Here is an 18,906-nt window from a genome sequence, read left to right as displayed (position 1 = left end):
CACCGAGGGCTGGTCCCACTTCTCCGAAGGCCCCGACCACCTCGCCGCCACCTTCGCCTCCGCCGGCCTCACCTCCCGCCTCCACCTCCTCCCGCACGGCATCCCGACCACCATCAATTGACCGGACGGCGGGTTGCTCTCGTCAGCCGATGCCGTGTGAGGTCCAGAACTGGGTGAGGTCGGTGGGGCTGACGGACTGGGCGGCGGTCTTGAAGTCGGTCGGGGTGACGACGCCGTACCAGTGGGTCTTCGCGTAGGTCGCCAGGAGTTCCGCCATCGCCTCGGTGCCGAGGTGGCGTTGCAGGTCGTGGAGCAGGCAGGCGCCGTAGGTGTAGACATACGTGCCGTACGACGCCTGGTGCGACTGCCAGTAGGACATCGGACTACTGATTGCCGCGGGCAACGATCCCGGCCAGCAACCGGTACGGCGGTTGCCGTCGTGCAGGTCGGTGGCGTACGTCGCGAACGCCTCGTCCAGCCAGGGATCGGCGTACTCGTTGTTGCCGACGATTCCGTACCACCACTGGTGCGCCACCTCGTGCACCACCGGAGCACCTGATGAGATCAGCAGCACGAACCCCGGGTACTCCATCCCGCTGAACCGCGTCCACCGATCGTGGAGCACCAGATCGAGCTCGCCGTACGGATAGGACCCGAACCGCCGCCCGAAGTCGTCGACCGCGGCCATCGCCCTGGTCCGCGCGTCGGCGACCGCGACCGGCGCGACCGTCGACGTCGCCCAGGTGCGGACCCTGGTCCCACCGGGCGACGTCGCCTCCGAGGTCGTGAACGGACCGGCCGCCCAGGCGAAATCCCTGACCTGCTTGGCGATCGTGACACCGTCGACGGTGAGGCCGGTCGACGGTACGACGACGTTGCCCGTGTGCGTCAGCCGGACCCGGAAGTCCGCGGCCACCGTGTAGAAGCTCTCGCCGATCCCGACATCCGGTTCGAGGTGCCACCCGCCGTCGTCGCGCACCGCCAGCACCGGCAACGCGTTCCCGAAGAAGCTGTACGGTCCCGACCGCCCGAAGCGCTCCGGGCGGTTCGGCGCCGTCATCGTGACCTCGAAGGAGACCGATCCTCGTTCACCGGCCGCCACCGGCGACGCGAGCGGCACCTTCACCACCGTGCAGTCGTCGGCGACCACGCCGATCCGGACCACGACCGCCTTGCAGTCGTGCACGTTCCCCCACAGGCGTAGGTAGATCTCCGCCAGCGGCTCCGCGGACGTGTTCGTGAAGCCGACCGTCTCCCGCCCGGACCACGCCGTACCGTCCGCACTCCCGGTCAGTTCCACGTCGTACGCCGGCACGCCCGGAGCGCGCGCCTCGCCACCACCGGCAGGGGCCGCGAACAACGAGATCGGTGCCAACAGCAACAACAGGATCCGGTGCATGCGCAGACTCCCCGAACTGGTGGAGTCTGCAGGCTACCGAGTACTCGGCGCCGGGTCCGGGCCGTCCGGGATCCAGTCGTGTACCAAGATCTCATCGCCTACGTGAAGGGTGCCGCCGGCCAGGACCGCGGCCTTCATGCCGAAGCTGACACCACCGCCGTAGTCCGGCTGCCGGCGGTACGTCGCCAGCGTCCGGGTCGGCTCGGGTCCGCGCTTCTCACCGGTCGCCTGGTCGACGGTCGGGACCGCGCACCGGATCGAGCGGGCGGCGTACCCGATCTCGACCACACCGGCCGACATCCGCAGCACCTTGTCCTCGGTGTGCGGCTCGGGCCAGCCGGCGACGACGATGTTCGGGCGGAAGCGGTTCATCGGGATCGCGTCGCCGCCGCGCTCGACGATCCGCTCGTTCAGTCCGTCCAGCGAGGACAAGGAGGTGATCAGCAACGCGTGCGCGTCGGCGAAGCCGGTCTGCCCGCCGTGTACACCCCAGCCCGGCCGCTCGTGCTCCGGCGTCACCCGGACGAGCGCCGCGGGCTTGCCGAGCCGCTCGGTGAACCACTCGTCCGCGGCCGCGTCCTGCACCACGCCCTGGCCGAACCACTTGCCGAACAGGCTGACGTCGCGCCGCTTGCCGTCGTACCGGATCGGGATCTTTAGGTCCGGCGCCCCCTCGGCGGACAGCCGGAGGACGTCGTCGAGCACCTCGGCGTGCAGCGCGGCCATCGCCGGCAGGCTGCGCTGACTCAGGAACGACCCGTCCGGCTCGACCAGCATGAAGTTCCGGTCGTGACGCAGCCCGTTCGCCCCCACCTCGGCCCGGTCCACGGACACTCCGGCCAGACCCTTGACCGGGTAGTAGGTCACAGCGGCAACCCTCGCGGCAGACATTGCCCGAGTCTAACGCGACCCTGACACTTGCCTTGTTTGATCATGTTGGATTATGTTTGATCACGAGGAGGCTGGCGATGGAGGATGTGGAAGCGTTCGCCGCGGCACTGCAGCGGGTACGACGCCGGGCCGGGCTGACGTACCGCGAACTGGCCGACCACGCACACTACTCACACGCCCACCTCGTCCGCGCGACCGGCGGCAAGCACCTCCCGAGCTGGGACGTGACGGCAGCCTTCCTCACCGGCTGCGGCGTCCCGGCCGACCTGATGCCGGCGTGGCGCCGCCGGTGGGAGAGCGTGAACCGCGAGGACGTGGCCGAACTGCTGCGGACCGCCGACACCCTCGAGGAACTCGGTGCCGCATTGTCGGCGCTCGCGCGGCCGCGGTCCCTCCGCACGTTGCAGCAGCTCAGCGGCGTCCCGAGGGCCACCATCCAGGCGTGGCTCAGCGGCAGTCGCCGCGCGAGCCGGGACAGGCTGGACCGTCTGATCCGAGCGCTGGGGGCAACTCCGCAGGAGCGCGCCGCGTTCAGCCGGGCTTTCGACCGGATCAGCGCCGGAAGGTGCCGGGTGGGGCGGGCGGCGTGACGAAGCCCTCCGCGTCGGTCAGCGGAACGGCCTTGCCGGCCAGGTCACCCAGCGGCTGCACGTCGTACGGCGGCTGAGCACGCCGCCCGGCTGCGGTCAGGTCCGGGACCGGCTGCCGGGATGCGACCAGGATGACGTTCCCGAACCCCTTGCCGCGCAGGACCTTCCGCTCGGCGAGCACCACGCCGTCACCGAGCACCGCCCGGACCGTTGCCGCCGTACGCCGGACGAACGGCAGGCCGGCCGAGCCGTCGATGAGGTTGGCGACCAGCACGCCGGTCGGCCGAAGGACCCGCGCGCACTCGGCGAAGAACTCGGTGGTGACCAGGTTCGACGGGACCGCCTCGCGCTCGAACGCGTCCAGGATGAGGAGGTCCGTCGAGTCGTCGTACAGCGCGGTGATCCCGGCCCGGCCGCTGACGCCGCGGACCTTGATCCCCGACCGTTTCGGCAGCGGCAGCGCCTCGCGGACGAACTCGGTCAGGTCCTCGTCCGGCTCCAGGACGACCTGGCGAGACCGCGGCCGGGTGACCGCGACGTACCGCGGCAGAGTCAGCCCGGCGCCGCCCACGTGCACGACGGCGACCGGCTGACGCCGGGGGGCGACGGCGTCGACGACGTCGCCGATCCGTCGCATGTACTCGAACGACAGGTGGGTGGGGTCGGCAAGGTCGACCTGCGACTGCAGCGACCCGTCGACGCGGAGCACGAAGGTCCCGTCGGCCTCCGCCTCGACGGTCGCGGTCCCGGAGCCGACCTTGCGTTCCACCCGCCCATCTTTTCAGGCCCTACTTCGACTCGGCCTCCTCGGCCACGGCGATGTCGGTGTTGTCGGTGAACAGGCCGTCGATCCCGGCCCGCCGGAACGCCGCGATCTCGCCGAACAGGTTGCCCGAGTCGGCCGCGGCCGCCGAGCTGTCGAACTCGGCCGGCAGGAAGCTGTTCTCCACCCGGAACGTGTACGGGTGGACGACGAGCCCGGCGCGGTGCGCGTTCGAGACCAGCGCGGTCGGCGTGCCGAGGTCGCCGGCGGCGTCGAGCGGGATCACCTGGTCCTTCGCCGGCCCCAGCCCCTTGGCGTACCTCGCCACCTCGCGCAGACCGGCCGGGCTGACGATGTCGGCGTACGTCCGCGGGTCACCGGCGACGACGAAGTCGTACGGCGCTCCGGACGAGCTGGTGAGCTGGACGAGCGGAACCCGCAACCGCTCGTGCAGCGCCTTCAGGTTCGACACCTCGAACGACTGCACGAACACCTTCGCGTCCGGACGGTTCAGGCCGTTGCGGTTCAGCGTCCGCACCAGCACCGGCTCGAGCGCGAGACCCTGCTGCTGGAAGTACGTCGGGTGCTTGGTCTCCGGGTAGATGCCGATCGGCCGGCCGAGCTCGCGGGACAGCCGGCGGCTCAGGTCGATGACCTCCTGCAGCGTCGGCACCTTGTAGTGCCCGTCGAACACGGTGTTGTGCTGCCGGATCGCCGGGATGCGCTCCTTCGCCCGCAGCGTCCGCAGCTCGGCCAGCGTGAAGTCCTCGGCGAACCAGCCGGTCACCGCGACGCCGTCGAGCAGCTTGGTCTTCTTCCGGCCGGCGAACTCCGGGTGCGCCGCGACGTCCGTCGTACCGCCGATCTCCGGCTCGTGGCGGGCCACCAGCACCCGGTCCTTCGTGGTCACCAGGTCGGGCTCGATGTAGTCGGCACCCATCCGGGCCGCCAGCTCGTACGACGCCAGGGTGTGCTCCGGCCGGTAGCCGGACGCGCCGCGGTGGCCCACGATGACGAAGTCGTCGCGGTGCTTCGCGGCGGACTGCGCACTGGACTGGGCACTGGACTGGGCGCTGGATTGGGCGGTCGGGTCCGGCGCCGACGTGGGCACCGCCTGCGGCACCAGAACGGCGGCGGTGACCGCGAGGGCGGAGGCCGCGACGGGGACGAACCGGCGGGGCAGCACCGTTCGCTTCATGAGATCTCCTTACAGGTCGAGAACTGCAGTCACTGTTGGGCACCGGGACGTCCACCGGGTGGCTCGCAGGTGAACGATCCGTCCGGATCCGGGACCACTTCGTTCGCTGTGAGGAAGTAGGCCCTCCCCCAGCGTTGGTCCCGCCGGCGCAACTTGCTAGCGTCCAGAACCACAAGATTGCACAGAACGGAGCGTGTGTCGTGAGCACTACACCGGTGAAGGTGGCCGTTACCGGGGCCGCTGGTCAGATCGGCTACAGCCTGCTGTTCCGGATCGCGAGCGGTGCGCTGCTCGGGCCGGACACACCGGTCGAGCTGCGGCTGCTGGAGATCACCCCGGCGCTGAAGGCGCTCGAGGGGGTCGTGATGGAGCTCGACGACTCCGCCTTCCCGACGCTGGCCGGGGTCGAGATCGGCGACGACCCGAACGTCATCTTCGACGGCGCCAGCGTGGCCCTGCTGGTCGGCGCCCGGCCGCGGACCAAGGGGATGGAGCGCGGCGACCTGCTGGAGGCGAACGGCGCGATCTTCACCGTCCAGGGCAAGGCACTGAACGAGCACGCCGCGGACGACATCCGGATCACCGTCACCGGCAACCCGGCCAACACCAACGCGCTGATCGCGAAGAGCAACGCGCCGGACATCCCGGCCGAGCGGTTCTCCGCGCTGACCCGGCTGGACCACAACCGCGCGCTGGCCCAGCTCGCGAAGAGGGCCGGCGTGCACGTCACCGACCTGAAGAAGATGACGATCTGGGGCAACCACTCCGCGACCCAGTACCCGGACATCTTCCACGCCGAGGTGGCCGGCAAGAACGCCGCCGAACTCGTGGCCAGCGACGCTGAGGGCACCGCGTGGCTGGAGAACGAGTTCATCCCGACCGTGCAGAAGCGCGGCGCGGCGATCATCGAGGCCCGCGGCGCGTCGTCGGCGGCGTCCGCGGCGGCGGCCACGATCGACCACACCCGTGACTGGCTGCGCGGCTCGGCGGACGGTGACTGGCTGTCGATGGCGGTCGTCTCCGACGGCTCGTACGGCGTCCCGGAGGGTCTGATCTCGTCGTTCCCGGTGACCACCAAGGACGGCAACTGGGAGATCGTGCAGGGGCTGGAGATCAACGAGTTCTCCCGCGCCCGCATCGACGCCAGCACCGCGGAGCTCGGCGAGGAGCGCGACGCCGTCAGGGCGCTCAACCTGCTTGGCTGACCGGCAGCACGAACGGAACCCCCGGGGAGTCCCCCGGGGGTTCCGTCGTTTCGGCGGAGCGGATCGGCGCCGGTCACGGTCTGGTCGGCGATGTTGCCTTGGGCATCAACCAGGGTCACCTTCAGCGACACCGGCGTCGCAGCCTTCGGGTGCCCGTCCGGCTACCGCCGGGCTAGCCGAGCGGAGCAACCGCGGCGTCGGGCTGGTGCGAGCGGAGGAGGGACTCCGCAACGAAGCCGGATGCCTTGAGGTCCTCGACCAGGGCCCGCAGGTAGGCGACGGTGTCGGGGTGCCGGGTCCTGGTGGTGCCGACAGCCTGCCGGATCTCCATGAAGCGCTCGTCGATCAGCCGGACGTCGGGACGCCCGGCGACGAACTGGGTGATCGGCTGCCGGATCCCGGCGGCTGCCTCCAGACCCTCGGCGAGAAAGACGTCCGTCCCCTCGTCACCACGCACGATCGTCGCGTGCCGCAGCGTCCGGGTGAGATACAGGTCGTACGCCGATCCACGCTTCACCCCGACCCGGACACCGGCCCGGTCGACGTCTGCCACCTCGCGCAGGTCCGATTCCCGGCGGACGGCGTACACCCCCTCGATGATCACGTACGGCGCGGTGAAGGCGACCGCGTCGGCGCGAGCGGGCTCGATGGCGAGGAAGCAGATGTCCGCCCGCCCGGTCGTCAGCGCCTCGAACGACGAGCGCGCGGCGTCGAAGCAGACGAGTTCCAGCGGCACCTCGAGCCGCCGGGCGATCTCCCGCGCGATGTTCACCGTGACGCCGGCCGGCGCCGCCGGCGTGCCTTGCGCCAGCACCGGGTTGCCCAGGTTGATGGACGCCCGCAGCACGCCCGACGGCGCCAGGTCCGCACGCACACTCGTCATGCCGGGACCCTACCGCCGCCGACGGTAGGAAAGTTTCCTGACGATCTTTCGGCAGAGTCATTGCCGAAGTAGGGCGGAGGGATCAGGATTACTGCGAGCCAGGTCGTGTCCGGCGGACATGGCCGCAGTCCCTGGACCGCCCGGAGGGGAGACGGATGAAGCGTCGGAGTGTGGGGTTGCTGGTGGCCGCCGCGACCGTGATGGCGGGGCTCACCGCCGTACCGGCCGAAGCGCACAGCAGCAAGCGAGTGGTGGGGTACTACACCAACTGGAGTGGGTACGACCGGAACTTCCTGGTCAGCGATCTGGTGAAGAACGGGTCGGCCGCGCGGCTGACCCACATCAACTACGCGTTCGGGTTCGTCGACGAGCACGGGAGCTGCGTCAGCAGCGATCCGTGGGCCGACTACCAGCGGCCGTTCACCGCCGAGCAGAGCGTCGACGGCACGGCCGACCAGCCCGGGCAGGTGCTGAACGGCAACCTGAACCAGCTCAGGCAGCTCAAGAAGAAGTTCCCCGGACTGCGGATCAGCATCTCGCTCGGCGGCTGGACCGGTTCGAAGTACTTCTCCGACGCGGCGCTCACGCCGGCGTCACGGGCCGCCCACGTGCGGTCCTGCCTGGACCTGTGGCTGAAGGGGAACATCCCCGGACTGCCGGCCGGCGCGGCGAAGGGCATCTTCGACGGGATCGACCTGGACTGGGAGTGGCCCGGCAGCGAAGGCAACCCGGGGAACGTGGTCCGGCCGGAGGACAAGCAGAACTTCACCGCGCTGGTCCGCGAGTACCGCCGCCAGCTGGACAGGCTGTCCTCGCCGTTCAAGCACCGCTACGACCTGACCGCGTTCCTGCCCGCCAACCCGGTCCAGATCGACAACGGGTTCGAGGTCCCGGAAGTCTTCAGGGACTTGACCTTCGCGACGACGCAGGGCTACGACTACCACGGCACCTGGGAGCTGGTCACCAACCAGCAGTCCGCGCTCGACGGCCCGGCGGGCGATCCGTCGCCGGTCGAGTTCAGCTCGCAGGTGACGATCGACGCCTACCTGTCCCGCGGTGCGCCGCGGAGCAAGCTGGTGATGGGCGTCCCGTTCTACTCCCAGGGCTGGACCGGCGTGACCGACCAGAACAACGGCTTGTTCCAGCCCGCCACCGGCCCGGCGCCGGGGACCTACGGACCCGGCACCGAGGACTACCGCCGGCTCAAGGCGAAACTCGCGGGCTTCACCGTGCACCGAGACCACGAGGCCGGATTCGCCTGGCTGTTCGACGGTACGACGTTCTGGACCTGGGACGACCCGGTCGAGATGAAGCGCAAGGCGCGGTACATCTCGGACCGCCGGCTCGGCGGGGCGATGATCTGGTCGCTCGACGGCGACACCGAAAAGGGCGAGCTGATCTCGGCGTTGCACCGTAACCTTCGCTGAGTGGATCTGAATGCTCTCGTGGACCGGTTCGGCGCGCACAGCGCCGAGCCGATCCACCTCGGAATGTCCGCGGCGACCGTGGTCCGGCTCGATCGTCGCTCGGAGCGCCTGTTCTACAAGGTGGGCCCGGGCGTCGACGACGAGGCGGACCGGTTGGCCTGGCTGGGCTCGACCGGGTTCCCGTGCCCGCAGATCGTTGATCGAGGCAACAACTGGCTGCTGACCACCGAGCTGCCCGGACGGGACACCTCCCAGCCCTGGCCGGCCGCCGACCGGCCCGCCGTACTCGCTGCGATGGCGGACGGTCTGCGCGCGCTCGACGAGCTGACCGACTGTCCGTTCGGATCGCCGTTTCCCGGTGACGGTGCGGCCGTGACGCACGGCGACTACTGCTGCCCCAACGTCTTCGTCGACCCGGAGACACTTCGCTTCACCGGCGTCCTCGACGTCAGCCGCCTCGGCACCGGCGACCGTTGCGTCGACCTCGCGCTCATGTACAAGAGCCTCTCCGGCACGCTCAACCCGCAGTACGGCGGCGAACCCGCGGCCCGCCGTTTCGTCGAGGCCTACGGCGCCGACCCGGACGACTCCCGCATCACCTACTACATCGACCTGGACGACTCGGACGACTTCTAGGGTGTGCCTGGTGATCCCGCGCCGAGTGCCGCAGCAGGCGGGGGATCACCAGCCACGACCTTGGCGCGGAACGCCCGGCGGTAGGCGCTGGGTGTGGTTCTGAGGGCGGCGTGGAAGCGGCGGCGGAGGTTGGTTGCCGAGGACAGGCCCACGCGGAGCGCGATCGTCTCGACCGGGAGGTCGGTGTCTTCCAGCAGGACGCGCGTACGGGCGATCCGCTGGGCGAGCAGCCACTGGCCGGGAGCGACACCGAGCTGATCGGCGAACCGGCGGGCGAGGGTCCGCGGTGACACGTTGATCCGCGCGGCCAGGTCGTCGAGCGTGAGCGGCTCGGCCAGGTGCTCGGTCACCCAGTCCAGCAGCGTGCCCAGCGACTCGGTCTGCTGGGTCGGCTCCACCCGGTACTGAACCTGGCCGCCCTCGCGGTGTGGCGGCATCACCATCCGGCGGGCGATCTGAGCGGCGTACGCGGCACCGTGGTCGGCGCGGACCAACTGCAGGCACAGGTCGATCCCAGTGCCCGAGCCCGCACTCGTGGCGATGTCGCCGTGATCGATGTAGAGCACGTCCGGATCCACGAGCACGGCGGGGAACCGGCGCTGAAGCTCGTCGGCGTACCGCCAGTGAGTGGTCGCCCGGCGGCCGTCCAGCAACCCGGTCGCGGCCAGCGCGATCGCGCCCGAGCAGATGCTCACCAGCCGGGCACCCCGCCGATGCGTCCGCCGCAACGCCCGCAGAACGACGTCCGACGGCTCCCGCTCGACCGGCAGCCACCCCGGGACGACGATCGTGTCCGCGCGGTCGAGTGCACGCAGCCCGGCCCGCACCACCATCGAGAACCCCTCAGTGGTCGGGACCGGGCCCGGCCGCTCGGTGCACACGCCGAACCGGTACCGGTCGGCGCGGAACACGGCCGCCGCGCAACCGAGCTCGAAGCTCGCCTGCGTCCCGGTCACGAGCGCGACCACCCGATGCGGCTGCATGGCACAAAAGTACCTGACCACGACTATCCAGACACTGTGGGAAAGCCTGTGGACAACCCAGGATGGGGCTGTGGAAACCTTCGATTCGACTTCTGTGGCTGACGTTTCGGTCCGCGAACTGTTCCCCGGCATCCGGCTGCGCTCGCTGTGGCGCGGGGCCCACGGTGCGTCGGCGCACGTGCTCGAGATAGACCCCGGCTCGACCTGGCAGGGCATCGACGTGCACGAGCCCGGCCCCGAGGAGGTGTACGTCGTCGACGGCGTCTTCAACGACGGCACCCGCGACTACCCGGCCGGATCGTTCATCCACTGCCCGGCCGGGTCGTCACACGTACCGCAGTCCACTCAGGGCTGCACCCTGTTCCTCTTCTACCCTGAGGGCTGATCGGCACAGCGCCGACGCGTGCGCTCACGGCGGCGAGGGCTTCGGAAAGCGCGGCGGTAGATGCGTAGGGTCTCAGGGTTTCCTGATCTGGACCACGTCGAACTCGGTGCCGGGTGGCGCACCCGGCCCGAACGGCGGCGGGAAGCCGAGGTCGAAGCGGGCGTTGACCAGCGCGAGCCGGTCCCCGCTCTCGGCGACCGTGGCCGGGATGCGGAACAGGTCACTGGTGAACGTCTCGGTGATCCGGCCGCGGGTCAGGTCCGGGCTGAGCCTGATCTTGACGAGCCGCTCGGAGAAGTTCTCCACCACCCACAGGGTCCGGCCGTCCAGCAGGATGCCGTCGGCGGTGTCCGGCGTCAGAGCGCCGCCGGTCAGTTCGATCGCCCGGCTCGAGCCGGTCCGCGGATCGACCAGGAACAACTTTCCGAGCGCGGTGTGCCCGACGATCAGTTTCCGGCCGTCACGGGTGGCGTCGATACCGTTCAGATTGGGTAGTCCGGGGACGATCTGCGCCGCGGGGCCGGTGAGCTGGATCGTCCGCGGCGTCCCGATCCGGCCGTTCGGTGCGATCGGCACCTGGTAGAGCACCGGGTTGAAGCTGTCGGTGAAGTAGGCGCCGCCCTTGGTCACCACCACGTCGTTGATCAGCGGGGTGGCCGCGGTCGTCAGCGTCAGGTCCTTGACCGTGTCGCCACTGCGGGTGCTGTAGACGTAGCCGTGGCCGGTGGCGCCACCCGCCACCCAGAGCCGCTTGGCGGGCCGCTCGACCTTCATCCCGACCGCCGACCGCCCGGCCGGCGCATCCACGAAGATCGCGCCCTTGCCGGTGCGCAGGCTCCCCCGGTAGATGTCCCCGGAGGTGATCGACCCGGCGTAGAACGTAGCTTTCGGCCCGGTGGCGATCCCCTCCGGCTGGAAGTCGTCCGGCAGCGGAATCGATGCCGGGTACGGTGCGCCCGCGGCGACGGTTAGTGCCACCGCGGACACAATCAGCGCAAGTTTCCGGAAACGCGACATGATCCCCCCTGAAACCCCGTTTCCCCCTTGTTTGAAGGTAGAACCGGGGTTTCGGGTTGTCCAGGGCACCGATCAGTCGGTACTGCGGAGCTCCGTCGGCGCACCGTGCACCGCCGGGATCGAGCCGAGTTTGCCGGCCTGGAAGTCCTCGAACGCCTGGATCACCTCGGCGCGGGTGTTCATCACGAACGGCCCGGCCATCGCGACCGGTTCCCGGATCGGGCGGCCGCCGAGCACGAGGACGTCCAGGTTCGGCTCGGCCTGCGGCTGCGACGTACCGGCCGCCGTCCGGATCGTGTCGCCCGGGCCGAAGACCGCCAGCTGGCCCTTGCGGATCGGCCGGCGCTCCGCGCCGACCGTGCCCTGACCGGCCAGGACGTAGACCAGGGCGTTGTAGTCCGGCTGCCACGGCAGCACCATCTCGGCACCCGGGCTGACCGTCGCGTGCACCAGCGTGATCGGCGTGTGGGTGGAGCCCGGGCCGTCGTGCCCGTCGACCGTGCCCGCGATCAGCCGGATCAGCGCGCCGCCGTCAGCGGTGGACAGCAGGGCGGAGTCGCCACCACGGATGTCCTGGTACCGCGGCGGGGCCCACTTCTGCGCCTTCGGCAGGTTCACCCAGAGCTGGATGCCGTGGAACAGGCCGCCGCTCAGCACCAGGTGCTCCGGCGGGGTCTCGATGTGGAGCAGGCCGCTGCCGGCGGTCATCCACTGGGTGTCGCCGTTGGAGATCACGCCGCCACCGCCGTTGGAATCCTGGTGCTCCATGATCCCGTCGAGCATGTACGTCACGGTCTCGAAGCCGCGGTGCGGGTGCCACGGGGTGCCCTTCGGCTCGCCCGGGGCGTACTCGACCTCGCCCATCTGGTCCATGTGGATGAACGGGTCCAGGTCGCGCAGGTCGACGCCGGCGAAGGCACGCCGTACCGGGAAACCCTCACCCTCGTAACCACTCGGGGCGGACGTCACCGACCGGACCGCGCGCTCGCTGGCGACGGCCGGATCCGGCTGGTGGACGCGGGGCAGCACAGTGATGTCGCTGACGGTCACGGCGGGCATGGTGGTCTCCTTGCTACTGGATAGTTCAAGAATAAACTATCCACCTCAACCCCGGCAAGAGCCCGTGCATTCCGGGGCGGACCCCCAGGCCGTCACAACCAGGCACACGGCAGCCGGGCACCGCGTGGTGGCCCGGCGGAGTGCGGATTGTGATGGCCTGGCGGTCCGCACCTAGACTCATACGTCGTGACGGCGCAGATTCTGGACGGCAAGGCAACGGCGGCGGCGATCAAGGACGAGCTCAAGGTCCGGGTCGCGAAGCTGGCCGAGCAGGGCGTGACGCCCGGGCTCGGCACCATTCTGGTCGGCGACGACCCCGGCAGCCGGGCGTACGTGGCCGGCAAGCACCGCGACTGCGCAGCGGTCGGGATCGCCTCGATCCAGGTCGAGCTGCCGGCCGAGGCGACCCAGGACGAGATCGCCGCGAAGGTCGTCGAGCTCAACGAGAACCCCGACTGCACCGGCTTCATCGTCCAGCTCCCGCTGCCCAAGCACGTCGACACGAACGCGATCCTCGGCCTGATCAACCCGGTCAAGGACGCCGACGGCCTGCACCCGGTCAGCCTCGGCAAGCTCGTCCTCGGCCAGGACGGCCCGCTCCCGTGCACCCCCAAGGGCTGCGTGGAGATCCTCCGCCGGTACGACGTACCGATCGCCGGGGCCCACGTGGTCGTCGTCGGCCGCGGTGTGACCGCCGGCCGCCCGATGGGCCTGCTGTTCACCCGCAAGTCCGAGAACGCCACCGTGACCCAGTGCCACACCGGCACGAAGGACCTGGCGTCCGTGGTCCGCACCGGCGACATCGTCATCGCCGCGGCCGGCTCCGCCGGGCTCATCAACGCCGACATGGTCAAGCCGGGCGCCGTCCTCCTGGACGTCGGCACGAGCCGCAACGCGGAGGGCAAGATCGTCGGCGACATCGACCCCGCGGCCCGCGAGCAGGCCGCCTGGATCGCCCCCATGCCCGGAGGCATCGGCCCGATGACCCGGGCGATGCTCCTCACCAACGTCGTGGAAGCCGCCGAAGCGAGCCTGGAGCGGTGACTCCGGCAGCCCAGGACGAGAGGAGCGTGACGTGCTGATGGCGGGCGAGGCACAGCGCCGGAGTGAGTGGCCGCTGATCCTGTCGCTTTTGGTCGCGGCGACCGGTCTGGTCGTCCTCACCTTCTACAACTGGCGCAACGGCGTCCTGGTCTTCTCGGGCGCCGTACTCCTGGCAGGCCTGCTCCGCGCCACCCTCACCGACACCGCCGCCGGCCTCCTTCACGTCCGCGGCCGGATGTTCGACACCGCCCTGCTCTTGGGCGTCGGCCTGGCCATCGGGGCCTTGGGTCTCGTCGTCCCCAACTGACGCGCCGACGGTGCGCCCCGGGTCAGGTGGCGGTGTAGCCACCGTCGACGGCCAGGACCAATGAAGCTTCCGAGTGTCCCCGGAGCCGCACTACTGTGCGGCCATGGCAGATCAGCGTGGTTCACTTCTTTTCGGCGGCTCGGAGTGAACGTCTCCATCCGCCCGGCGAACCCCATCGATGCACCGCGGATCGCACAGATCTACGTCGACTCGTGGAACGCGGGCTTCGGTGAGTTGATGCCGCCTGCGATCCTCGACGATGCGCGGATCGATCGCTGGGCAGGCGAACTCGCGGCCGTCGGCTGGTGGGTCGCCGAGCAGGACGGCATCATCGCCGGCTTCACCGGCATCTGCCCGAGCCGCGATCCGATCGACCCACTTCTCGGCGAACTCGACACGATCGCCGTCGACCCGGCGTACTGGCGGAGCGGCATCGGCACGGCGCTCATGCACCGCGCCGTCGACGAACTCGCTGCGGCCTACCCGCAGGCCATCCTCTGGACCCTGGCGAACTACCCACAAGGCCAGCGCTTCTACACCGCAACCGGCTGGACCCCCGACGGCAACACCCGCAGCAACGGCTCCCAGATCTCCTACCGCCGCCGGTTCTGACGCTCTCGGATTGACCATCGGGTCGTGTGGAGCACCGCCTGCTCGCTGACAAGAGATGGGTAACTCTGCCGATGCAGGTTCCGGCGCCGCCGCGGGAGCGTGGGACTACTTGGACGAAGGAGTGGTTGCCATGACACGCACGGAGGAATCCACCATCACGCGAGTGGTGTCCCGCGACGGCACCGAGATCGCCTACTGGACGAGTGGCGACGGGCCACCGCTCGTGTTGGTGCACGGCACGACGGCCGACCACACTCGCTGGGCGCCGGTGGTGAAGTACCTGGAGCCGCACGTCACCGTGCACGCCATGGATCGCCGCGGCCGAGGTGGCAGCGGCGACGCGGCCGTGTACGACGGTGTGCGCGAGTTCGAGGACGTCGCCGTCGTGGTGGATGATGTGGCCGAGACCTCCGGTTCGGCGGTCGACCTGCTCGGCCACTCGTTCGGCGGGTTCTGCGCGTTCGGCGCGGCGACGCTGACCTCGAACATCCGCAAGCTGGTGCTGTACGAGGGCTGGCCCGCCCCGAACCCGGAGGCGCTGGCCATCCCACCGGAGCTGCAGGCGCGGATGGACGCGTTGCTGTCCGCGGGCGAGCGCGAGCGCGTGCTGGAGACGTTCTTCCGCGAGATCGTGCGAATGCCTGACCACGAGTTCGATCGGTACCGCTCCCTGCCTGCGTGGCAGGCGCGCATCGCCGCAGCGCACACGATCACCCGTGAGGACCGGGGGCATGCCGAGCGCATCTTCGATCCCGAGGAGGCGAAGAAGATCACGGCCCCGGTGCTGCTCATGGTCGGCGGCGACAGCCCGCCCGCGATGCAGGCCGACTACGAGACCGTGGCCGCCGCCCTGCCGGACGCGCGGATCACCGTCATGGACGGCCAGCAGCACATCGCGATCGACCTGATTCCGGAGGAGTTCGCCCGGCGCGTACTCACGTTCCTGCACTGAGACACCGCGGCATCCGTCCCCGAGTAGGCGGTCAGTGGAAGAAGTGGCGGGTGCCGGTGAAGTACATCGTGATGCCGGCCTTCTCCGCGACCTCGATCGCGGCATCGTCGCGGATGGACCCACCGGGCTGGACGACCGCCTTGACGCCACCTTCGATGAGCACCTCGAGCCCGTCCGGGAACGGGAAGAAGGCGTCGGACGCCGCGACCGAGCCGGTGGCGCGTTCGCCGGCGCGGGAGACGGCGAGGCGGCAGGAGTCGACGCGGTTGACCTGGCCCATGCCGACGCCGACGGAGGCGCCGGCGGAGGCGAGCAGGATGGCGTTGGACTTGACCGCGCGGCAGGCCTTCCAGGCGAAGGCGAGGTCGGCGAGCAGCTCGGGGGACGCGGGTACGCCGGCGGCGAGCTGCCAGGCGGACGGGTCGTCGCCGGGCGCCTGGAAGCGGTCTGTGTGCTGTATCAGCAGACCGCCGCTGACGGCGCGTAGCTCGACTGCCTCGCCGCCCGCGGGAGCGGGTGCGACCAGCAGCCGGATGTTCTTCCTTCCCTGGAGGATCTCGACGGCACCGTCGTCGAAGGCGGGCGCGACGAGCACCTCGGTGAAGATCTCCGCGACCTGCTTCGCCATGTCCACCGACACGGGCGCGTTGGTCGCGATCACCCCGCCGTACGCCGACACCGGGTCGCACTCGTGCGCACGCCGGTGGGCCTCGGCGATGTCCTTGCCGACCGCGATGCCGCACGGATTGGCGTGCTTGATGATCGCGACCGCGGGCTCGGTGAAGTCGTACGCCGTACGCCGGGCAGCGTCGGCGTCGACGTAGTTGTTGTACGACATCTCCTTGCCGTGCAACTGCTCGGCGGACGCCAGGCCACCGCGGCCGTTGCTGTACAGCGCGGCGGGCTGGTGCGGGTTCTCGCCGTACCGCAGGACGGCGGACTTGTCCCAGGTCGCGCCGACCCAGGCCGGGAAGCCGGAGCCCTCGGAGGTGTCGGTCAGCACGTTGCCCATCCAGGACGCGACGGCGACGTCGTACGACGCCGTGTGCACGAACGCGTCCACGGCCAGTCGCTGCCGCTGCTCCAACGAGAACCCACCGTCGCCGAGCGCGGCCACGATCTCCGGGTAGCGGGACGGCGACACCACGACGGCCACGTTGGCGTGGTTCTTGGCGGCACCGCGGACCATCGACGGCCCGCCGATGTCGATCTGTTCGATGCACTCGTCCACGGACGCGCCGGAGGCGACAGTCTCGGTGAACGGGTAGAGGTTGCTGACCAGCAGGTCGAACGGCTCCACCCGCATCTCGTTGAGCTGCTCGACGTGCTCGTTCTTGCGTACGTCGGCCAGCAGCCCGGCGTGGACCATCGGGTGCAGGGTCTTGACCCGGCCGTCCAGGCACTCGGGGAACCCGGTCAGTTCCTCGACCTTGGTCACCGGCACCCCGGCCGCCGCGATCCGCGCCGCGGTGGACCCGGTCGACACCAACTGGACACCGGCGTCGTGCAGCGCCTGGGCGAGCTCCTCCAGACCGGTCTTGTCGTAGACGCTGATCAGCGCCCGGCGGATCGGCCTGCGGTCGGTGCTCACTTCAGTCGAACCTTTCGTCCGGTGATGGTCCAGCCTTCGCGGACCAGCCGGCCGACCCACTCCACCAGCTGGCGGCGTTCGGCCTCCTTGATCCGCTCGGTCAGGGTTTCTTCGGTGTCGTCGTCCTCGACCGGTACGACGACCTGGGCGATGATCGGCCCGGTGTCGACGCCGCCGTCGACGAAGAACAGGGTCGCGCCGGCGACCTTGACGCCGTACTCGAGCGCGTCCCGCGGTCCGTGGATGCCGGGGAAGGCGGGCAGCAACGCGTTGTGGGTGTTGAGGTACCGGTCGCCGAAGGCGGCGAGGAAGTCGTCGCCGACGAGTTTCAGGAAACCAGCGGAGACGACCAGGTCGGGTTCGTACGCGGACACCGACGCGGTCAGCGCGCGGTCCCACTCGGTCCGCTCGGCGTAGTCCTTGACCTTGTGCACGAAGCTCGGCACGCCGGCCTCGGCGGCCCGGTCCAGCCCGGCGATGCCCTCCCGGTCGGCGCCGACGGCGACCACCCGGGCGCCGTACGCCGGATCGGCGCAGGCGTCCAGCAGGGCCTGCAGGTTCGACCCCGACCCCGAGATGAGCACCACGAGGCGCGCAGGTTCGGGGGTGGGCGCAACCGGGTCTGTCACGCGCCGAAGCTTATCGCCCGGCGCCGGCCTCATCGTCAGCCGGTCGCCGGGAGGCGATCAGCGCGGCCGTGATCGAGGCACCGATGGCCATCCCGGCAGCGAGTACGCCGGCCGCCGGCAGCGCGGCCGGGACCCCGACGGCCGACATCCGCCCGGGCCCGGCGGAACCACCCGAGAGCGCCATCAGCACGTAGAGGACGACGCCGGCGAGCAGAGCCGCCATTGCGCCCCGCAGCGCGAACGCGTCCCACCCCAACGCGTCGGAGTCCGGGTCGGCAAGCCCGCGCCGGGCGATCACCAGCCCGGCGACCACGCCGGCCGCCAACGGGACGGCCGCCGTCAGCACCAGCAGGTACGTCGGCGTCGCCCCATCGGCCGGTACGGCGGCCAGCAGTGGAAGCGCGGGCAGGCTGCCGACGTCCACCCCGGTCGGCGCGACCGACGTACCCACTCCCAGCTGGAATCCGGGGCCGGCGAGGAACGAGACGGCGTACAGGACCATGTTCGGGATCAGCATCAGGCAGATCGCGAACAGCACCACCGAGCCGACCACACCGGCGTCCAGCAGTTCCAGCATCGCGGTCACCCGCGAGAACCGGACCGCCAGGAGTACGCCGTACAACAGCGAAGCGACCGCGATCACCGTGAGTACGGCGGCACCCGCGGCCGGCACGGCGTCACGCAGCCCGCTGGGCGTCGCGTCGGCGATGTCCTCGGCCGCACCGGACTCGACCAGCACGCCGAGGGCGCCCGCGACGAACGCCAGTGAAGCGGCACCGAAGAACGCGGACAGCGGCGACACCCGCAACACGCCGTCGGCCGTCAGCAGGGCGATGATCAGCGCACCCAGGCCGTAGACGAGGGCGAACGTGCCCGACAGCACGATCAGGTCCTTCGTCCGGTCGGCCCCGCTGGTCCGGGCCGCGAACCTGCCGCCGCGGTACAGGCACCACCCGAGGAACAGGGTCAGGCCGAGCGGCGCGATCGTGATCGCCCCACTGTCCAGCGTCACTCCGGCCTTGTGAGCGACCAGCCAGGCCGACGCGCCGGCCCGGATGGCCCCGGACGCACCGCCGAAGGTCGCGGCCAGCCAGCCGATCACCGCGACCGCGGCACAGGTGAGCAGTCCGGTGAGCAGGCACGCGCCCGCGGAGATCACGGCCGACAGGATTACCGGCTTGGTCGGAGCGGCGTCGGACGGGGCGGGCCCGGGCGCATGATTCTTGCCACCGTGTGGTCCGCCGTCACGGGCGCCCGGACGGCTCAACATGTCGGTCATCTGACTCCCATCGTCCACCGCCGTGGAACGCCACTCGTCCTGACACGCCGGATATG

General features: G+C 70.3%; 20 protein-coding genes. 9 read left to right on the top strand and 11 right to left on the bottom strand.

The window, feature by feature from the left end:
* Positions 1-142 precede the first annotated feature (142 nt).
* Together E1218_RS05935 and E1218_RS05930 are read right to left on the bottom strand one after the other, a co-directional pair.
* A complete protein-coding gene (locus tag E1218_RS05935) occupies positions 143-1,399 on the bottom strand; it encodes a M1 family metallopeptidase (RefSeq protein WP_202865802.1) in 1,257 nt (418 codons plus the stop codon).
* 33 nt (positions 1,400-1,432) lie between these two features.
* Entirely contained in the window at positions 1,433-2,290 is an 858-nt protein-coding gene (locus E1218_RS05930) for an MOSC domain-containing protein (protein WP_132317060.1), read from the bottom strand.
* Between the two features lie 77 nt (positions 2,291-2,367).
* Between E1218_RS05930 and E1218_RS05925 the strand changes: the two genes are divergently transcribed.
* On the top strand, positions 2,368-2,880 hold the full coding sequence (locus E1218_RS05925) for a helix-turn-helix transcriptional regulator (RefSeq protein ID WP_132317058.1): 513 nt from the start codon (positions 2,368-2,370) through the stop codon (positions 2,878-2,880).
* Here E1218_RS05925 and E1218_RS05920 read toward each other — a convergent pair.
* Both E1218_RS05920 and E1218_RS05915 read right to left on the bottom strand, forming a co-directional pair.
* On the bottom strand, positions 2,843-3,649 hold the full coding sequence (locus E1218_RS05920) for a spermidine synthase (protein WP_132317056.1): 807 nt from the start codon (positions 3,647-3,649) through the stop codon (positions 2,843-2,845). The genes E1218_RS05925 and E1218_RS05920 overlap by 38 nt on opposite strands.
* A 19-nt stretch (positions 3,650-3,668) precedes the next feature.
* On the bottom strand, positions 3,669-4,841 hold the full coding sequence (locus tag E1218_RS05915; RefSeq protein ID WP_132317054.1) for a glycerophosphodiester phosphodiesterase: 1,173 nt from the start codon (positions 4,839-4,841) through the stop codon (positions 3,669-3,671).
* 200 nt (positions 4,842-5,041) lie between these two features.
* On the opposite strand from E1218_RS05915, the gene E1218_RS05910 reads away from it, so the two are divergent.
* The gene (locus E1218_RS05910) at positions 5,042-6,046 is read left to right on the top strand and encodes a malate dehydrogenase (protein WP_132317052.1); all 1,005 of its coding nucleotides are present in this window, start codon (positions 5,042-5,044) and stop codon (positions 6,044-6,046) included.
* Positions 6,047-6,218: 172 nt separating this feature from the next.
* Here the strand turns inward: E1218_RS05910 and E1218_RS05905 are convergent, their stop codons facing one another.
* The gene (locus E1218_RS05905) at positions 6,219-6,929 is read right to left on the bottom strand and encodes a transporter substrate-binding domain-containing protein (protein WP_132317050.1); all 711 of its coding nucleotides are present in this window, start codon (positions 6,927-6,929) and stop codon (positions 6,219-6,221) included.
* A 155-nt stretch (positions 6,930-7,084) separates the two neighbouring features.
* Between E1218_RS05905 and E1218_RS05900 the strand changes: the two genes are divergently transcribed.
* Positions 7,085-8,356 (top strand): glycoside hydrolase family 18 protein, encoded by a 1,272-nt coding sequence (locus E1218_RS05900; RefSeq protein ID WP_132317048.1) that lies wholly within the window; start codon positions 7,085-7,087, stop codon positions 8,354-8,356.
* Positions 8,357-8,992, top strand: coding sequence for a phosphotransferase (locus E1218_RS05895; RefSeq protein WP_132317046.1), 636 nt, complete (start codon positions 8,357-8,359; stop codon positions 8,990-8,992).
* Here E1218_RS05895 and E1218_RS05890 read toward each other — a convergent pair.
* Positions 8,989-9,975, bottom strand: coding sequence for a helix-turn-helix domain-containing protein (locus E1218_RS05890; protein WP_132317044.1), 987 nt, complete (start codon positions 9,973-9,975; stop codon positions 8,989-8,991). The two genes, E1218_RS05895 and E1218_RS05890, sit on opposite strands and share 4 nt — an antisense overlap.
* Before the next feature lie 94 nt (positions 9,976-10,069).
* Between E1218_RS05890 and E1218_RS05885 the strand changes: the two genes are divergently transcribed.
* The gene (locus E1218_RS05885; RefSeq protein ID WP_202865801.1) at positions 10,070-10,360 is read left to right on the top strand and encodes a cupin domain-containing protein; all 291 of its coding nucleotides are present in this window, start codon (positions 10,070-10,072) and stop codon (positions 10,358-10,360) included.
* Positions 10,361-10,432: 72 nt separating this feature from the next.
* On the opposite strand, the gene E1218_RS05880 is transcribed toward E1218_RS05885, so the two are convergent.
* Together E1218_RS05880 and E1218_RS05875 are read right to left on the bottom strand one after the other, a co-directional pair.
* A complete protein-coding gene (locus E1218_RS05880) occupies positions 10,433-11,338 on the bottom strand; it encodes an SMP-30/gluconolactonase/LRE family protein (RefSeq protein WP_132317040.1) in 906 nt (301 codons plus the stop codon).
* A 111-nt stretch (positions 11,339-11,449) separates the two neighbouring features.
* Complete coding sequence (locus E1218_RS05875; protein ID WP_132317038.1) at positions 11,450-12,436, bottom strand: pirin family protein; 987 nt, start codon at positions 12,434-12,436, stop codon at positions 11,450-11,452.
* A 186-nt stretch (positions 12,437-12,622) separates the two neighbouring features.
* On the opposite strand from E1218_RS05875, the gene E1218_RS05870 reads away from it, so the two are divergent.
* The 4 genes from E1218_RS05870 to E1218_RS05855 all read left to right on the top strand — a co-directional run bounded on the left by E1218_RS05870 (position 12,623) and on the right by E1218_RS05855 (position 15,351).
* On the top strand, positions 12,623-13,480 hold the full coding sequence (locus E1218_RS05870; RefSeq protein ID WP_132317036.1) for a bifunctional methylenetetrahydrofolate dehydrogenase/methenyltetrahydrofolate cyclohydrolase: 858 nt from the start codon (positions 12,623-12,625) through the stop codon (positions 13,478-13,480).
* Between the two features lie 37 nt (positions 13,481-13,517).
* Entirely contained in the window at positions 13,518-13,787 is a 270-nt protein-coding gene (locus E1218_RS05865) for a DUF3017 domain-containing protein (RefSeq protein WP_132317069.1), read from the top strand.
* Between the two features lie 144 nt (positions 13,788-13,931).
* Positions 13,932-14,399 (top strand): GNAT family N-acetyltransferase, encoded by a 468-nt coding sequence (locus tag E1218_RS05860; RefSeq protein ID WP_165949142.1) that lies wholly within the window; start codon positions 13,932-13,934, stop codon positions 14,397-14,399.
* 130 nt (positions 14,400-14,529) lie between these two features.
* Entirely contained in the window at positions 14,530-15,351 is an 822-nt protein-coding gene (locus tag E1218_RS05855) for an alpha/beta fold hydrolase (protein WP_165949141.1), read from the top strand.
* 31 nt (positions 15,352-15,382) lie between these two features.
* Here E1218_RS05855 and purH read toward each other — a convergent pair whose 3' ends face one another.
* The 3 genes from purH to E1218_RS05840 are packed head-to-tail and all read right to left on the bottom strand — an operon-like array spanning position 15,383 to position 18,850.
* Positions 15,383-16,942 (bottom strand): bifunctional phosphoribosylaminoimidazolecarboxamide formyltransferase/IMP cyclohydrolase, encoded by a 1,560-nt coding sequence (gene purH / locus E1218_RS05850; RefSeq protein WP_132317030.1) that lies wholly within the window; start codon positions 16,940-16,942, stop codon positions 15,383-15,385.
* The gene (purN, locus tag E1218_RS05845) at positions 16,939-17,571 is read right to left on the bottom strand and encodes a phosphoribosylglycinamide formyltransferase (protein ID WP_132317028.1); all 633 of its coding nucleotides are present in this window, start codon (positions 17,569-17,571) and stop codon (positions 16,939-16,941) included. The genes purH and purN overlap by 4 nt, the downstream gene beginning before the upstream one ends.
* Before the next feature lie 10 nt (positions 17,572-17,581).
* Positions 17,582-18,850: a cell division protein PerM gene (locus tag E1218_RS05840; protein WP_132317026.1), complete on the bottom strand. Its 1,269-nt coding sequence runs from the start codon at positions 18,848-18,850 to the stop codon at positions 17,582-17,584.
* Positions 18,851-18,906: the final 56 nt, after the last annotated feature.

The organism is Kribbella turkmenica, from assembly GCF_004348725.1.
Taxonomy (GTDB): Bacteria; Actinomycetota; Actinomycetes; order Propionibacteriales; family Kribbellaceae; genus Kribbella; species Kribbella turkmenica.
Note: the sequence above shows the minus strand (reverse complement) of the source record. Positions and strands in the feature narration are given on the sequence as shown.

Coding starts and splice junctions, on each gene's coding strand:
- E1218_RS05935 (WP_202865802.1), bottom strand. CDS start 1,399: ATGCACCGGATCCTGTTGTTGCTGTTGGCACCGATCTCGTTGTTCGCG.
- E1218_RS05930 (WP_132317060.1), bottom strand. CDS start 2,290: ATGTCTGCCGCGAGGGTTGCCGCTGTGACCTACTACCCGGTCAAGGGT.
- E1218_RS05925 (WP_132317058.1), top strand. CDS start 2,368: ATGGAGGATGTGGAAGCGTTCGCCGCGGCACTGCAGCGGGTACGACGC.
- E1218_RS05915 (WP_132317054.1), bottom strand. CDS start 4,841: ATGAAGCGAACGGTGCTGCCCCGCCGGTTCGTCCCCGTCGCGGCCTCC.
- E1218_RS05905 (WP_132317050.1), bottom strand. CDS start 6,929: ATGACGAGTGTGCGTGCGGACCTGGCGCCGTCGGGCGTGCTGCGGGCG.
- E1218_RS05900 (WP_132317048.1), top strand. CDS start 7,085: ATGAAGCGTCGGAGTGTGGGGTTGCTGGTGGCCGCCGCGACCGTGATG.
- E1218_RS05890 (WP_132317044.1), bottom strand. CDS start 9,975: ATGCAGCCGCATCGGGTGGTCGCGCTCGTGACCGGGACGCAGGCGAGC.
- E1218_RS05875 (WP_132317038.1), bottom strand. CDS start 12,436: ATGCCCGCCGTGACCGTCAGCGACATCACTGTGCTGCCCCGCGTCCAC.
- E1218_RS05865 (WP_132317069.1), top strand. CDS start 13,518: ATGGCGGGCGAGGCACAGCGCCGGAGTGAGTGGCCGCTGATCCTGTCG.
- E1218_RS05855 (WP_165949141.1), top strand. CDS start 14,530: ATGACACGCACGGAGGAATCCACCATCACGCGAGTGGTGTCCCGCGAC.
- E1218_RS05840 (WP_132317026.1), bottom strand. CDS start 18,850: ATGACCGACATGTTGAGCCGTCCGGGCGCCCGTGACGGCGGACCACAC.